This window comes from Caballeronia sp. LjRoot29, assembly GCF_964252755.1.
GTDB lineage: Bacteria > Pseudomonadota > Gammaproteobacteria > Burkholderiales > Burkholderiaceae > Caballeronia.
Genome location: NZ_CAXUPU020000024.1, coordinates 72,312 through 88,990 on the forward strand (window position 1 = coordinate 72,312; position 16,679 = coordinate 88,990).

General features: G+C 58.3%; 9 protein-coding genes and 2 pseudogenes. 5 read left to right on the forward strand and 6 right to left on the reverse strand.

Annotated features, from left to right (window positions below):
- Positions 1-45 precede the first annotated feature (45 nt).
- The gene (locus ACSQ83_RS23715; protein WP_436229810.1) at positions 46-1,155 is read left to right on the forward strand and encodes an MraY family glycosyltransferase; all 1,110 of its coding nucleotides are present in this window, start codon (positions 46-48) and stop codon (positions 1,153-1,155) included.
- A 45-nt stretch (positions 1,156-1,200) separates the two neighbouring features.
- Here ACSQ83_RS23715 and ACSQ83_RS23720 read toward each other — a convergent pair whose 3' ends face one another.
- The gene (locus ACSQ83_RS23720) at positions 1,201-2,022 is read right to left on the reverse strand and encodes an alpha/beta fold hydrolase (RefSeq protein WP_414948735.1); all 822 of its coding nucleotides are present in this window, start codon (positions 2,020-2,022) and stop codon (positions 1,201-1,203) included.
- A 783-nt stretch (positions 2,023-2,805) separates the two neighbouring features.
- Between ACSQ83_RS23720 and ACSQ83_RS23725 the strand changes: the two genes are divergently transcribed.
- Positions 2,806-4,203 carry an L-lactate MFS transporter gene (locus tag ACSQ83_RS23725; RefSeq protein ID WP_436229811.1) on the forward strand — a complete coding sequence of 466 codons (1,398 nt, stop codon included), beginning with the start codon at positions 2,806-2,808 and terminating at the stop codon, positions 4,201-4,203.
- Positions 4,204-4,226: 23 nt separating this feature from the next.
- Positions 4,227-4,412: an MFS transporter small subunit gene (locus ACSQ83_RS23730; RefSeq protein WP_436229812.1), complete on the forward strand. Its 186-nt coding sequence runs from the start codon at positions 4,227-4,229 to the stop codon at positions 4,410-4,412.
- 123 nt (positions 4,413-4,535) lie between these two features.
- Here ACSQ83_RS23730 and ACSQ83_RS23735 read toward each other — a convergent pair whose 3' ends face one another.
- The 5 genes and pseudogenes from ACSQ83_RS23735 to ACSQ83_RS23755 form a co-directional block, all read right to left on the reverse strand.
- On the reverse strand, positions 4,536-6,797 hold the full coding sequence (locus tag ACSQ83_RS23735; RefSeq protein ID WP_436229813.1) for a polysaccharide biosynthesis tyrosine autokinase: 2,262 nt from the start codon (positions 6,795-6,797) through the stop codon (positions 4,536-4,538).
- A 76-nt stretch (positions 6,798-6,873) separates the two neighbouring features.
- Positions 6,874-8,058, reverse strand: a complete 1,185-nt coding sequence (locus tag ACSQ83_RS23740; RefSeq protein WP_436229814.1) for a polysaccharide biosynthesis/export family protein — start codon at positions 8,056-8,058, stop codon at positions 6,874-6,876.
- A gap of 244 nt (positions 8,059-8,302) precedes the next feature.
- Positions 8,303-9,823, reverse strand: a complete 1,521-nt coding sequence (locus ACSQ83_RS23745; protein WP_436229815.1) for a mannose-1-phosphate guanylyltransferase/mannose-6-phosphate isomerase — start codon at positions 9,821-9,823, stop codon at positions 8,303-8,305.
- A gap of 152 nt (positions 9,824-9,975) precedes the next feature.
- Positions 9,976-10,977: a GlxA family transcriptional regulator gene (locus ACSQ83_RS23750; RefSeq protein ID WP_436229836.1), complete on the reverse strand. Its 1,002-nt coding sequence runs from the start codon at positions 10,975-10,977 to the stop codon at positions 9,976-9,978.
- Between the two features lie 569 nt (positions 10,978-11,546).
- Positions 11,547-12,502: pseudogene (locus ACSQ83_RS23755) on the reverse strand (IS5 family transposase).
- Positions 12,503-13,754: 1,252 nt separating this feature from the next.
- Here ACSQ83_RS23755 and ACSQ83_RS23760 point away from each other — a divergent pair.
- Positions 13,755-15,191 carry a beta-glucosidase gene (locus ACSQ83_RS23760; RefSeq protein ID WP_436229816.1) on the forward strand — a complete coding sequence of 479 codons (1,437 nt, stop codon included), beginning with the start codon at positions 13,755-13,757 and terminating at the stop codon, positions 15,189-15,191.
- Between the two features lie 244 nt (positions 15,192-15,435).
- Positions 15,436-16,594: pseudogene (locus ACSQ83_RS23765) on the forward strand (IS110 family transposase).
- Positions 16,595-16,679 lie beyond the last annotated feature (85 nt).

Sequence of the window (16,679 nt, forward strand, 5' to 3'; positions counted from 1 at the left end):
CCTACGCGGCCCGGCCTGAAGCGTTCTTTTAGTGGCTCATTTTTCATGCTCAGTTTTGCGCTCGGTTTTCTCGTTTCGCTATTCATCACGCTGTTGATCGTGCGGTTTGCCCATTTGCACGAAGGGCTTTCCGGCGATAGCGATTTCGCCGGCGTGCAGAAGTTTCACGCGCGCTCCGTGCCTCGCATCGGCGGGGTCGGAATCCTCGTCGGGCTCGCCGTCTCTGCAGTGCAGCTTCGATGGACTTATCCCGTCGTATCGAGCGGAATTCTCGCCGTTGTTGCGTGCGGAATGCCGGCTTTCTTCTCCGGCCTCGTCGAAGACCTGACCAAGCGCGTCACGCCGGTCGTGCGCCTCGTTTGCACGATGGCCGCGGCCGCGCTTGCGTACTTTCTGCTGGGAATTGCGGTCACGCGTATCAGCGTTCCGCCGCTCGACTTCCTGCTGACCTACGGCGTGATCTCGTGTCTCGTGACCGTGATAGCGGTGGCGGCGTTGGCCAACGCGATCAATATCATCGACGGCTTCAACGGACTCGCGTCCATGGTCGCGTTCATGATGTTCGCGTCGCTGGCGTACGTGGCGTTCCAGGTTCACGACGCGGTGGTCTTGTCCGCCTCGCTGATCATGATGGGCGCGGTGATGGGCTTCTTCATCTGGAACTTCCCCGCCGGCCTGATTTTTCTCGGCGATGGCGGCGCGTATTTCATCGGCTTCATGCTCGCCGAATTGTCCATCATGCTCGTGATGCGCAATCGCGATGTCTCAGCGTGGTTCCCGGTGCTGCTGTTCATGTACCCGATCTTCGAGACATGTTTCTCGATCTATCGGAAGAAGTTTATTCGCGGGATCTCGCCCGGGATTCCCGATGGCGTGCATCTGCATATGCTGGTGTACAAGCGCTTGATGCGCTGGGCTGTCGGTGCGCAGAACGCGCGCGAAATCACGCGGCGCAACTCGCTGACGTCGCCGTATTTGTGGTTGCTGTGTCTGGTTGCCGTGATTCCCGCCACGCTGTTCTGGCGGCATACGCTGCATCTGTTCTGCTTTGTCGTGGTGTTTGCGTTCACCTACGTATGGCTGTACGTCAGCATCGTCCGGTTCAAATCGCCACGATGGATGGTGTTCCGGCGCGCTCATCCGGTGAAGAAATAACGCTTCCCGCGCCGGCCAGATGTGCCTGACCGGCGCGACTCTTTTTTAGCTCGATGCAAACGCGAGCAAGTCTGCGTTCACCTTGTCAGCCTCGACCACGCACATGCCGTGCGCGCCGCCCGGATACACCTTGAGCGTCGCATTCTTGACGATCTTCGCCGACAGTTTTCCGGCGGCGTCGATAGGTACGATCTGGTCGTCGTCGCCGTGCAGGATCAGCGTCGGGACATCGAATTTCTTCAAGTCTTCCGTGTAGTCGACTTCCGAGAATTCCTTGATACACAGGTAGTGCCCGAGGATCCCGCCCAACATTCCCTGCGCCCAGAAGTTGTCGATCACGCCTTGCGATTTCTTGGCGTTATCGCGGTTGTAGCCGAAGAACGGCAGCGCCAGATCCTTGTAGAACTGCGACCGGTCGGCGGCCACGCCTGCGCGGATTCCATCGAATACGTCTCTCGGCAAGCCGCCCGGGTTGGCTTCCGTCTTCAGCATGATCGGCGGCACGGCCCCAATCAATACAGCCTTCGATACCCGCCCGGTCCCATGCCGCCCGATATAACGCGCGACCTCGCCACCGCCCGTGGAATGGCCCACCAGCATGGCGTCCTTCACGTCGAGCGCGTCGAGCACCGCGGCCAGGTCGTCGGCGTAGGTGTCCATGTCGTTGCCCTGGCCCGGCTGGCCTGAACGCCCATGTCCCCGACGATCATGCGCGATTACCCGATAACCCTTCTGGACCATGAACAACATTTGAGCGTCCCACGCGTCGGCATCGAGCGGCCATCCGTGCGAGAACACCACTGTCTTGCCGGTACCCCAGTCCTTGTAGAAAATTTCCGTGCCGTCCTTCGTCTTGATCGTGCTCATCGAACGTGCTCCTTAAGGTGAGATAACGCGCTACGCCCGCTGACTGACACCTTCAGCGTGGGCGCAACGCGTGGGGTATGGCGGAGGTTCCTGCGCCTCCGCCGTGCAATCCTGCGCGCTTCATGCGAAGTTCTGGTGTTGCTCCAAGCTTCGATTGATCGTATGAAACGGCAAGAAAATGGATGAAGCAAATGGCTGAGAAGCCGGCTCAGAACACGGCTGTTATACAGGGTAGCCGACGAAAATGGCATCGCAAAGACTTGGCTGGAATCGTCCGATAAACGATGCGCGTCATCGCAGCCACGCGTCCCGCTTTTCCAATGCTCAGAGCCTGCTTTCTGCGTCCGGCGGTAAGCGAAATCCGTAGAAACACGCAAATCATCTAATTGCATTGGTCAATCTGGCTTATCGCGCCGGACAGCCAATGCTATAGCCGTTATTACCTGTCTTTCCCTGAAGAGTATTGAAAACTCCTGTTTTTACTCATTCGGAATGGCCAAAAACGCTGGAAGCATGGAATGCCCTATAGGTATAATTGCTTATGTCTGAAGATATCCTATTGCATCTGTACGGTGCCTTAATTATGGTGGGAGGGGAGCATCGATAAGTTCAGTTTATGAAATGACACGTCATATATTCACCTCCGTTTTTCGTCCGTCCTTCGTACAAATCATGCTACGGCGATTGAGCAACTTCTCGGCAGCGCTGCCAAGAGGTTATTGAAGTTCGTCTATAAAAAAGCAAACGATAAACAGTGCAAATAAACCAGCTTGGAGACCCACAATGAGCTCTCACACCGGCAATTCAATTTCAGATTCACCCGGTTTTTTTTCTAAAGAAGCAACCATCGCAAAACCTGGATTTTCGCGCTGGATGGTCCCACCCGCCGCGTTGGCAGTGCATCTTTGTATTGGTCAGGCCTACGCGTTTTCTGTTTTCAACGCGCCGCTCACGCGGGTGATCGGCATCACGCAATCCGCCCCGGACGACTGGTCGCTGACCACGCTTGGCTGGATCTTCTCGCTGGCCATCGTGTTTCTCGGGTTGTCGGCGGCATTTGCCGGCAAATGGCTGGAGAAGGTCGGGCCGCGGCGCACCATGTTTACGGCGGCCTGCTGCTTCGGCGGCGGTTTCCTGGTGGCGGCGCTCGGTATCCATTTGCATCAGATCGTGCTGGTCTACCTTGGCTACGGCGTGATTGGCGGGATCGGGCTGGGGCTCGGTTACGTGTCACCGGTGTCCACGCTGATCCGCTGGTTTCCTGACCGGCGCGGCATGGCGACCGGCATGGCGATCATGGGCTTCGGCGGCGGCGCAATGATCGCGGCGCCCGCCTCGGTCGCGTTGATGAACCACTTCAAGAGCGCAACCAGCAACGGCGTGACCGAGACCTTCGTGGTGTTGGGCATTGTCTATTTCATCTCGATGTCGATCGGCGCACTCGCCATCCGCGTCCCGCGTGCGAACTGGACGCCGGCAGGCTGGACGCCGCCGGTGACCAACGGCAACAAGATGATCACGCGCAATCACGTGCATATCGACCAGGCGTTGAAGACACCGCAGTTCTACCTGATCTGGCTGGTGCTGTTCCTCAACGTGACGGCCGGCATTGGCGTGTTGGGCCAAGCGTCGGTGATGATCCAGGAGAGCTTCAAGGCATCGATTACGGCGGCTGCGGCAGCCGGTTTCGTCGGCCTGCTTTCGCTCTTCAACATGGGTGGTCGTTTCGTGTGGGCATCAGCGTCGGACTGGATCGGGCGCAAGAACACCTACTTCGTTTTCTTTGTGCTCGGTGCTGTGCTGTACCTGCTGGTGCCGCAATTTGCGCAGAGCGGTAACGTTGCGCTTTTCGTGCTGTCGTATTGCGTGATTCTCTCCATGTACGGTGGCGGTTTTGCGACCGTCCCGGCGTATCTCGCCGATATGTTCGGCACGAAATTCGTGGGCGGCATTCACGGACGCTTGCTAACCGCGTGGGCTGCGGCCGGGATCGCCGGTCCCGTGCTGGTGAACTACATTCGCGCGTATGAAGTGGCGCATGGCGTGGTGAAAGCGGAGGCCTACACCACGACGCTGCACATTATGGCGGGACTGCTGGTGATCGGCTTTGTCTGCAATTTGTTGGTGAAGCGCGTGCATGAGAAACATCATATGAGCGCGACGGCACTCGCGGCGGATTGAGTCCACCGGATTGAGTCCACCGAATGAATCCACTGAACCTACTCAAACGTGCGGAGAATGCGATGAACACCAACACCAACCTGAACCGCGAACTGGACGCGCATCCGACCAACAAGCTGCTGCTCGGCGTGTTCTGGATCTACGCAATCGTGCCGCTTGCATGGGGCGTGATCAACACGCTCGTCCAGGCGAGCAAGTTGTTTCAATGAAGCCGAAGGTATCGGCGCGATTGCATTGCGTCGATTAAACGAAAACGCCGGCTCTGCAAAGCCGGCGTTTTTTATTCGGTTCTATTCTTTGATGGCTCGCACACCCTCTTGCGCGTGCCTGGGTTATCCCGGAATGCTTTCGTAGTTGTAGTAGCTGGTATAGGCGCTGCCCGACATCAGTTTCGATTGCGGTACATCGGTCAGCAAGATGCCCTTCATGCTCACGCCGCCGAGATTCAAGCGCTTCACGGTTTCGTTTATCTCCTCGACCTGATTGAATCCGTGCCGCACCACGAGCAAGCTCGTGCCGGCGTGCCGGCCGATCAGCGTGGAATCCGTGACAGCGAGGACCGGCGGCGTATCGATGATGACGAGGTCGTAGCGCAGCTTGAGATAATCCAGCACTTCCTGCATACGGTCGCTCATCAAGAGCTCCGACGGATGTACCGGCAACGAACCTTTCGTCAGCAAGTCCACGCCGGGCGACACGTCGTGCAGCAGCGCCGCTTCAATATCCGAGCCCATCAAGACGTCCGATAAACCCGGGGCGTGACGCACGCCGAAATGCGAGTGCACATCGCCGCGGCGCATATCCCCGTCGATCAGCAGGACACGTTTTCTCGTCGATGCAACGAGTGTCGCCAGATTCACCGAGACGAACGACTTGCCGGCATTCGGACGCGAACCCGTCAACATCAGCACGTTGTTGCGGGAATCGGCCATCTGCAATTGCAGCGAGGTGCGCAAGCCGCGCATCCCTTCGACCGCAGCGTCTTCCGGCGACGTCGAGGCGAGCACATGAAGCCCTTGAGTGCGCGTACTGACCTTCTGTTGCAGGTGAAGCTGCTGAGTGCTGCGCGGCACGATGGCGAACACCCGCACACCCACTGCGTCCTCGATTTCTTCCGGACGTTCGACACCGCCATATACCGACTTGCGGGCGAAGGCCAGGAGGACGCCCAGCATCAGTCCGCCAGCGGTGCTGAACAGTATTACCGTCAAGCGCTTGGGACGCACCGGGCTGTCGGGCGCTTCGGCAAAATCGACCACGCGTACGTTGCCCACCTGGCCGGCCTTCGCCATGCGCAGATCCTGGATCTTGTTCTGCAGATTGGCTAAGAGCTCAGTGTTGGCTCGGACATCACGCGACAGGCGCGCCGCGTCTTGCTCCGTATCCGGCAATACCGAAAAACTCTTTGTCACGGCTTCCTGCGCTTTCGTCACTGCGGCGATCTGCGCGTCGAGCGCAGCCACTGCCGGATAGCTCGACGTGAAGCGCTGCGAGAGTTCCGCGCGTTGCTGCTGCAGCCCAAGCAGTTTCGTCTTGTTGTCGACCGCCTGCTGCAGCAAGAGCCGGTTTCCTTCGGTCACGTCGACAACGCCTGAGGTGCTGCGAAACGTCTTGTAGCTTGCCTCGGCCGCATGCAGTTGTGCGCGCACCTGCGGCAGTTGCTGTTCCAGGAACGCAAGCGTCTTGCCGACTTCCGTGGACCGCGTATCGAGATCCTGCTGCACGAAACGACTGACGATATCGTTCACCGTCTTCGCGATCAGTTCGCTATCCTGACCTTCCAGGCTCATCTGGACAACGCCGGAATGCAACGCGGTTTCAACCACTGACAAGCGGCGTTGCAGTGCGGCCACCGTATCCAGCGTAGACGCCCGCGACAGCTCGAAGGTCGAACCGGGTGTGCCCGTCATCCTGTCGACTAGCAGCGTCACGTCACCGAACGCGCCCGCCCCTTTTGCTTCATGGCCTACCGTGCCGCGCAGGATCTCGACGCCGTCCGGGTCAGACAGTACATACTCGCCGGCGCCGGCGGCGGTCAGCGTCAAATTCTTGTTATAGAGATTTTTTGGCGTGTCGAATTTCGACACGGAGATGTCTTCGGCACCCGAGGCGAAGCTCGAGGTAAGGCTCGATAACCACGGAGCCAGCGGCTGGCCATCGCGTGTATGGAGCGAGTGGATGAAACCACCGATTGCGGCGCCAATCACCGGGAAGTAATGCGGGCGCGCCGAGATATCAAGATGCAGTTTCTTCACCGTGTCTTCAATGCTGGCTCTTGAGCGCAGCAACTCGATCTCGGCCGCCGTCGTCGAGCGCGAATTGGACATCTGCGAAGCTGCTGGCATTGCCGGCATCGCATTAGCATTGCCACCGCCATTGTCTTGCTGATTCGATTCGGTAACCTGAATAATCACGTCTGCCCTGTAGACAGGCGACGCGAAAAACGCATAGATAGCGCCGGCCAACCCACCAATGAGCGCGGCCACGACAATGATCCGCCAGCTTCTCACGATGGCCGCGAGATAGCCGGATAACCGGAATTTCCTACCCCTCGGCACTACGTCCGTATAGCGGCTTTCAAAGTTCATGGCCATTTTTTTATCGCTCACTCAAACGAACAATCGCCAACAATCGCGTCCGGCGCAGGCGCGCCGGACCTGACTAACAGGATTACTTGGTGAGAACTGCCGTGGTCAAGCCAGCGTTGATGGCCGGCAACAACAAATCAAGCACGCGGCTAGCCCGCACAAGTCCGCTGTTGTCCACATAAACCACGTCCTTCGGCTCAAGCGGAAACTGGTTCGCAAGGATCATCGACACAGGTGACTTTACGTCGAGGTGGTAGACCACCGGCTCGTCGCCGGGAATCTGGCGGATCACGAAGAGTTGCCGGGCGTCCGATGTGGTCTGACTCAGGCTGCCCGCTTGCGAGATCGCTTCGGCGAGCGAGAGCGTGCCATCCTTTTGCGGCGACACGGCCGTGGGCTTGACCACTTCGCCCATCACGTAGACCGTGTTTTCGTCACGCGCGTTCACGTGCAGCATGTCGCCTGGTTGCAGGATGATCTCAGAAGGATTCTTGCCGGTCTTGAGCATCTGCGCAATATTCACCGGGTAGCTCGTGCCGTTGCGGGTGATCGTGACGCGGCCCTGGTCGGCTGTCGGCATGAAGCCGCCAGCCCGGCCGACGGCCTCGGTGAGCGTCATCGGAATGTCATTGATCGCCTGCGCGCCCGGAGTGCGCACATCGCCGTCGATATACACTTGCGACGCACGATACGACTCCACGCGAACAGTCACCTGCGGCTTCACGAATACCTTGCTCAGCTCCGTATAGATCTCGCGCTGGATCTGCTCAGGCGTTTTGCCGGACGCGTGGATCGGCTTGTTGATATAGGGAAACTGAATGTCGCCCTCGCCGCCGACGACAAAGCCCGGCGCCGCATCGGCGGGCCGCGTGTTCTGAACACCCGTCTGGCCCAGTGCCGCGGCAAGTTCAGGGTGATCCCAGACCGTGATTTGCAGGACGTCGCCCGGTCCGACCTTGTAGCCGGTCGGCTTGGCGAACAGGTTGAGATTGGTCGTCGCCTGCGCGCTGCCCGTCTGAGCGGTACGGATCTGACGGATCAGCGTCAGGTCGATCTGCTTGACCGTCACCGGCACGTCGCTTGTCACGTCGCCGTTGTCCGCGGTGGTGACCGGCAGCGTAGGCGGCATCGCCATATGCTGGCCAGGTGCCCACGCACATGCGGAAAGCATGGCGGCGAGCAAAAGGGATAGGGCCACCCGCGTTGCCGGTACGCCATGGCTGTTCTTGTTCGGCATGAAAACGCCGGATTGTTTTTCGCTGTTCATGATGGTCGTCCTCTTACTTTCGGTAAGCATTAATGTGGCGTAAGCCTTTAAGGATCGTTGCGAAGATGATTTTCATATCAAGTCCGAAAGACCAGTTCCTGAGTACTACAGATCGTGCGCAACGCGTCCCCTCCATTTTGATCGGATCAGTCTTGCCCCAAGAGCCGTTGGCCAGGGCCTAGCCGTCATGCCTGCTTTGATGCGACAGCGGTGGATGCAACCTGCCAGGACCTTCCGGCAGTGCTCAACCGCAGCGGCCGTACTTGTCGTCGAAACGAACGATGTCGTCCTCGCCAAGGTAACTGCCGGACTGCACTTCAATGATCTCAAGCGGTACGCGACCCGGATTTTCCAATCGATGCAGCATGCCGAGCGGGATATAAGTCGATTCGTTTTCGCTCAGCAGAAACTCTTCTTCACCGCGCGTGACTCGCGCCGTACCGGACACAACAATCCAGTGCTCAGCCCGGTGGTGATGCATTTGCAACGAGAGCCGGCCGCCCGGATTCACCACGATGCGCTTCACCTGGAAACGCTCGCCGTGATCGATCGAGTCGTAAAAACCCCACGGACGCCGAACCTTTCTGTGGCAATCCGCTTCCGGCGCCTTCTCTTGCTTGATGCGCGCAACGAGGCCCTTGATGTCCTGGACCCGCGAGCGGTCGCACACGAGCACGGCGTCGTCGGTCTCCACCACGATCAGGTTCTCCGTGCCAACGCAGGCAACCAGGCGTCCACCTTCCGAGCGCGCGTAGGTCGCAGTTGCGCCTTCGAACATGACTCGACCACTTGCCACGTTGCCTGATTCGTCCTTGTGCTGTGCGTCCCACACCGCGTCCCACGAACCGAGATCCGACCAGCCGGCTTCCAGCGGAACGACCACACCTTTAAAGGGCGAATCGGCAGCCCCGAGATGTTCCATCACAGCGTAGTCGATGGAGTTCGACGGCGACTGGCTGAACTGCACTGCATCTGGTCGCAAGTATCCCCCAGACAAATCACCGTGTTCGTGCGACGCGACACATGCCGCGTACATATTTGGCTGAAGCCGTTCGAGCACGGCAAGCCACACCGACGCGCGCACGACGAAGATGCCGCTGTTCCACCAGTAGTTACCCGATGCGACGTATTGCGCCGCGAGCTCGGCGACCGGTTTTTCGACGAACCGGTCGATACCGTGCGCACCGTCAGCAAGCGGCTCGCCGAGACAGATATAGCCAAAGCCGGTATCGGGACGCGTGGGCGGAATACCGAGCGTCGCGATCTGTCCGCCTTGTGCATGACGCGCTGCGATGACAATTGAATGGTGCAGCGCCGCGAGATCCGCAATGGCATGATCCGCCGGCATGGCGACCAGGATGGCGTCTTGGCCGTCAGCGCATGCGGTCAACGCTGCAAGCGTCAGCGCCGGCGCTGTGTCGCGACGTACCGGCTCGACCACGATGCGCGCTGTCACGCCGCTTTCGCGAACTTGCTCGTCCGTTGCAACGCGATGCTCCTCGCCGCACACGATGACCGACTCCGCCACCACGTCCCACCCTTGCGGAAAACCCTTCATGCGCAACACGGTGGATTGCAGCAACGACTGGGGACCCATCACGCCGATGAGCTGCTTCGGGAACTGTTCGCGCGACATGGGCCACAGCCGCGTGCCCGAACCGCCCGCGAGGATAACCTGGACCAGGCGCCGGCAAGTCGTGGCGATTGCGGAGGGACTCGACACGCCGGTTACGTCGCCAAGGCGTTGCGTTACGTTGGTATCCATCTTAGTTATCCTATGTTCTGGTTGGCCCAAATGCCGGGCGCTGATGTTAGTGTCGATTGCCGAGCGTGGGCTCTTCAATTCGCATGTTCGTTCGCTATACCGTGACTAGGGCAATCACTGAGGCAATCAATGTCCTGTCTCGATTACTTGGGTCAGCCGGCGGTGTCGCCACGGCTTTGCATCCGGTATTCGGTCGGTGAAATCAAGAGCCGCCGGCGGAAAATCTTGGCCAGCCGGTCACCGTTACCCATGCCGCTGCGGCGAGCGATTTTATCCACTGGCAATTCGGAATCGGTAAGCAGGGTGCAGGCGACAGCAAGGCGCGCTTGCAACAGGTAATCTGACGGCGTGGTGCCCGTCTCAATCTTGAAACAACGCAGGAAATTGCGCTCACTCATGGCAGCCGCTTGTGCTGCATTCACTACTGAGATCGGCCGTTCGCAGTTGTCCTGCAGCCAGCGAGCCGCCGTGCGGATCTTGTCACCGGCAGACGCCGTGCCGTTGTCGCTTAACAGCGGCGCCAGCTTCGTGGTCCAACCTGGCATCAGGCGCTCCGCGACACCGCGAGCGATCTCGACACCAAGATCACGCTTGATCAGCAGAAGCGCGCCCTTCATCGATTCATAGCCATCGCTGGATTCGCTCCAAAGCTCCTGGCGCATCGGGCTCATCATCGGCGGGCCGATTTTCATCTGCGATACCCGGGCGTGGCCGATACCGGCAGCGTCCAGCACTTTGCGCCCCTCGGCGATTGACATGACCGAAGTCGTATTGGAACGCACGCGCTTTAGCCACTCCACGATCCGCTCGTCGCGCGCGGCGCTCTCGGCGCCCTTGCCTCCGGCCACGAACAGCGCGTCAAAGCCACCGTAGTGGCGTGCGTCGAGCCCGTCGGTCCAGACGCTCACCGAGGACGAGCAGGCTACATTGCCCCCGTCCGCGGAAAGAAACCGCACGTCGTAGGTCCAGTCGTTTCTCGCCTTCGATACCGCCAGTTCATTGGCTATATGAAAGACCTCTGCCACGAAGCCCGCGCTGAGCAGCGAAAAGCCGTCGAACAAAATAATTGCTATCCGGTGTACCTGAGCATTAAAGCTCGTAGTCACAGGCTGCGGCCGCCCCACGACAGCGTGTTCTACATTAGCGTATGGCATGGCGTTTCCCAGCAAATTTTAGCGAACCCATCACGGCCGCACATTGCGGTGCATCGTGGACATCGTTATAAGGATTTAGGCTGTCGTGACGGAATGTAGCGAGGATATTGCCGGAAAAATCTTGAGGTCGCTATTTCAAACCCACTCGATGCGTGTCCTTCCTATCATTCAAACGAAGATTATTGGCAATCATGCGCGTGGCGCCTAGGGATTCACGATCCTTTAGATCGAAACGGTTCACTAGAACAGCTGCCAATCCGAATCGAAAGTGGTTATAGAACGTCGTTGACGGAGATGTTGAAGGTCGTTGGTGATCCGGCCAAGACCGCTCGAAGCCCGTGTGACAACGCTTCTCCCGGCGTGCACGGGTCGTTGGCATAACAGAGACGGTGTGTTAGAGCGGAAATGTTGCATCTCTGAAACGCGGCACGGTTAAAAAAAGGCAAACGCAAGAAGCCGACGTATCCTCGTCGCACAAATTAATAAAACCTTCGGGCAATGTTGGCGAACGCACATGCGCTGTCGCAAAAATAGACGGTACAGGCGGGCGTTCACCCACGATCCTAAATTCATGAAATGCGCACGGACTGCGGGCGTGCAAGTATGACCATGTGGTTGATGACGCCAACACGGATAGCGATCTCCGTCGCTTGTGACCCAATGCAGCGCGCCCAAAGACAATTTCCCGTGAGCGTTTTATACCGGTACATCGTGTTGTCGATCAGCGAACATCGGCGGTAGCCACTGTTCTTCTTCCATTCGCCTCGGCCATCTCGCGCGATGTCGTCGATTGCCTCATTGCGCCAGCTTGCTCTGGGGTGCCCTCACGCCAAGGTTTCGCGCCTTCACGCGGCGCAATCGATGGCGTAGCGCCGCGCCCAGCGATCGCCTTATGGCACTGCTTTGTATCGTATGCAACGTCACCGCCTATCGTATCGATGGGCTTATCGGCAGGAATCTGGGCTAACAAACCGGACAATGCGCTGGCGTCGTCGACGTCTTGATGCGTCATCAGCGCGGCTCGTATCCGGCCCGTCTACGTCCAGCCCGAGATGGACCTTACGCCACGTGCGCCGCTTGGACTAGCCGTGCTTGCACGCCTTCCATTTCGCATACGCCGTAAAGCTTCACGCCCGTGCTATCGACAACCAGATGAACTGGGTCGCCGCTCGACATCTTGGGCAACGTCACCTGTAGTTCCTGTGCCCGGCGGCTTAGTGTCGTATAGTTGGGCACAACAGGTCCGCAAATGCGAGTTCACGAAGACTTTGCACAAAATTCTGAGCCCTCGAAGCGTCAAATGATAAACGTGCTTAAGCGTTAGCACGGCCTGAATCATGGCGTCCGAGTAGACCTGAGGTCTGCCGCGCTTGACCACTCTCGCTTCGCTACCACACATAAATTCGCTCTCCTCGATCCACATGGTCAAGCTGCCTCGTACGATCAGCCCTGCGTTGTACTCCGACCAGTTCGCGATTCGATAGATCCCTTTAGGCACGCGGCTCTTGCGTTTGTCCTTGCGCATCTTCCCGCCAAATATCGAGAATCTACGCGGTTCTTTCTCAAGTAACAGAGGCAGCCTCACGACCGTTGCGAGTAAACGCCACCCCCTGCAGCGATCGCTTTTGCAACAACCCCCCTCTACGGAGTGCCGCCAACATGAGCGCCGTTGGCCGCCATCTGCACTTGAGCATAGGCAGGTGGAATCACGGCAAGCATCACCCCAGCCGCTGACTTTAGAAACATTTTCGTTAGTTAACCTGAATTATATATAGTCAAGTGTTTTGATACGCGGGCTTTACTTTATTGAAACGGCCTGCCACCACAGTATCAACGGAGGTGGCCGTATTTGTGATTTGTTTTCCCTCAGCACTTATTGGAGTTGCTGAGCGCTCCTTCTAAAAAATTCGTTCTCCAGCGTCAACTGCCCTATCTTCGCGTGGAGCACATTCACGTCTATGGCGACGCACCCGAGCTCGCCTTACCCGCGTCGAACACGTCGGCAACTCGTTCCTTTGCGGCAAACCCGTCGCTACTCCCGCAGGACGCCTCTCACGTGGCGTTGGCGTCTCTTTGATCGGTCATCCATGACAAATTTCGTTGCCCGATTTTACCCGACACCGCTAACGCGACAGACCTCCGAAAGTTATGTGAGGTTTTTGATTCAAATATGATAACGATTTAAAGCAATAGTATGAATATTTTAGGTTTCGGGTCTTTTTACCAAAAATTTTCGGCATAAAAACCCTGGTATCTTCTGACGAAAAGAACAATTTCCCTAAAAAAGGTCAATATTACTTAACCCCCGAAAATATTTCGTATCGCAATGTAACGACGACTGATCAAAAATGTTTCATTGATGTAACATGAATTGTTGCCTGAAGACATAGATGCCTACGTGGCAGGCTCTACGATCAAGCACGTTTTACCGCGCGCTGACTCAGACTGCCAATGAAACACCCAGCAGCGCACCACAGATTCCGTTGCCTGTTCCAGTCTGATAACGCTTGATAAGTCGCCGTCCCCGTTATAGCAAAGTTATAGATTTGTGCGCGCCTTTCTGCGGATCCAAGTGAGACCCCGCACGAATTGAATTTTTAATTAGACCTGCCACTGGGACGAACCTTAGTACACCAAACGTATTCGGAGTCCAGATTGCAGCGGCCACCACCGAGCCGAGGGATGCAAGCGCGCGGTAGTTACGACCGATAAGCAGTCGATCTGAATTTTTCTTAATAAACACTTTCGTAGAAATCTCGAGAATGGAGAGAATTATTATGTTAGTACAACGTACTTATTTTCCAGCTATTGCGCTTTGCCTTTCACTAGCCGCCTGCGGTGGTGGCGGTAGCAGCAGCGATCCCAGCAGCACTGCGGCGGCGGCCGTCGACCCCACCTCCGTGGTCAACATTCAAAAGCACCCGGCGTCGGTCAGCGGCACCGCTATTCCGCCCGCAACCTCGATCAGCGATTCGTCGGGTGCGGTCTGGACGCTCAAGAGCGGCGTGGTCTATCGCGCAAGCGTGGCGGCTGGCTTCACGGATCAGGTGACCTTGCTGTTGTGGTACGCAGGCGTGATTTATCAAGAGAACGTCAATCACCAGTGGTGGAAATGGCAGAACAACGGCTGGGTCGCGTCTTCCGATCCGCGCCCCGTCGTGCCGCCCGTCGTGACGCCGCCCGTCGTGACGCCGCCGGTCGTCACGCCTCCGGTTGTCACGCCTCCGGTTGTCACACCCCCGGTGGCGACTTCGGCCATCCCGTTCTACGGCACCAACGGCCACTACGTGCAAGGCGGCTACTCACTCACCGTGCCGCTCGCGACTCAATCTGCATCGCTCGCCGATCTGGGTCTAAAAAGTTTCCGACAGGACATGTATTCAGACTCGCAAATCGACACGATTGCATCGACCGTGATATCTGGCTTAGGGAAGGGGGTCCAGGTGTTGCCGCTCGTCATCGCTTACCCTTGGAATGACCCAGCAGCTAACGGAAACCCGACGGAGGCAACAGCGTACGCCTACGCCTATGGCATGGCGGCGCATGCGGCGACGAAGTTTGCAGGTATCCCAGTGGTCGAGTTCGGCAATGAATATGACTTGGACGGCCATAACAAGGCTTTAACGAACGACGGCGTGAATGTCTCGGACTACGATAATTCCACGTGGCCGATCTGGCGTGGTGCGATGCGTGGTGCATACGACGGCTGGCGCTCGGTCGATACGGCAGGTGTGACCAAGATTATCAATACGGCGTCCGCCGGATACCTCCACCTCGGCTGGTATAAGGGAATGTTGACCGGCACTCAGCCGGACGGCTCGACCGGGCATCCCGTGGTCAAGACCGACATCATCCAGCTTCACTGGTATTCGGATGGCGGCGACTTTGAAGCTGCAAACAACCCCAGCAATGGCCAGGTCTACAACGTACTGGCACAGCTGAAGGCAGCCTACAACCTGCCGATCATGTTCACTGAAATTGGCGTCAACATGGATTTCAGCGCGGCTCAGGGACAGGCGTATATCAACAAGACAATTCCTGAACTTGTCGCTGCAAAGGCCACGTACAACGTGATCGGCTTCAACTGGTACGAGCTTTTCGACGATACCAACATCGGTGGCGACGGCAACTTTGGCTTGATGAGCAACGGAACAACGAAGAAGTCGAGCTATGCAACCATGAAGTCGATAATCGCGGCGACCCCTGTTAAGTGACTACGGCAGTGAAATGAGCGCGCTTTGAGCCGCTGACCCGCGCCGCAGTGGATCGCTGCGGCGAGGGTCATTCGCCACTGCTGGAGCGTCCGTCTATCAATCGGAATCTGGCGGTCAGTTAGCCAAACGGAGCTGACCAAGTCGGAATCTGTCGGCGCTAGATACTATGGAAGGGGCCAGCGAAAGTAAGCTCCTTGGAGTAAAACGAGGATTCTGACACTCGTTTTTCGAAAGGAGCACGCAAATGGACGCGCTTAACACGGCCCTTCGAGGGCAAGATACAACGAAGGTCGGCCGGCTGTATGTCGCCTTCGAATTAGGTGATAGGAGCTGGAAGCTGTCACTGGGTGATGGGGTGCGCGCGCCGAGCCGGTGTACGGTGTACGGTGGCGGCCGGCGACGCGACAGCGGTCCTGATGGCGATCGCCAAGGCCAAGGCGCGCTGCCACCTGGCCGTTGATTCCCTGGTTCGCAGTTGCTATGAGGCCGGCCGGGACGGCTTCTGGTTGCACCGCTGGCTGAGTGGACAAGGGATTGCGAATCTCGTGGTGGATCCGGCCAGTATCGAAGTGAACCGGCGGGCGCGCCGCGCGAAGACGGATCGGCTCGACAGCGACAAGCTGCTGTCAATGCTGATGCGGTACTACGGAGGTGAGCGGCGGGTGTGGGCGATCGCACGCATCCCGACACCCGAGCAGGAAGATGAGCGGCGCGTGCATCGGGAACTCGGGCGTCTGCGGCAAGAGCGTACCGCCCACAGCAACCGGATCCGTTCGCTGCTGGTGTTGCACAATTTGCGGGTCGAACGCATCGGTGGGCGCGCATGGGCGCCGTGGTGGGCTCAGCAGGCCGGGCAACTTTTGCCGGGTTTGCGGGCCGAGACTGAGCGCGAGTTCGAGCGGCTCTCGCTTGTCGCCAGGCAGATCAGGATGCTTGAAGCGCAGCAGGAGCTTCAGGTGCGCAGCGGTGCGCAACCCGCGATCGCGGGGCTGTCGAGGCTTGCGGGTATCGGCACCGGAAGTGCGTGGACGCTGGTGAAGGAACTGTTCGGCTGGCGGCAGTTTCACAACCGCCGGGAAGTCGCAGGCTGCCTGGGCCTGGCACCCACGCCTTACTCGAGAGGCACCAGCGAGCTCGAGCAGGGTATCAGCAAGGCCGGCAACAAACGGGCGCGATGGCTGATGGTCGGCCTCGCATGGAGCTGGTTGCGCTTCCAGCCGGGCAGCCAGTTGAGCCAGTGGTTCAATGAGCGCTTCGCGGGAGGCGGCAAGCGCATGCGACGTAACGGCATCGTGGCGCTTGCGCGCCGTTTGTCGATCGCCTTGTGGCGCTATCTGGAACACGGTGAGATTCCGCGCGGGGCAACACTCAAGCCACACGGTGGCAACACGGTTGCGAGGTGAACGGCGAATTTCGATCCACGAGAGGACTTGAAGGTCAGCGCGCCCGGGCACTACACGGGTTACCCGACGGGTAGCCGTAGTTCTA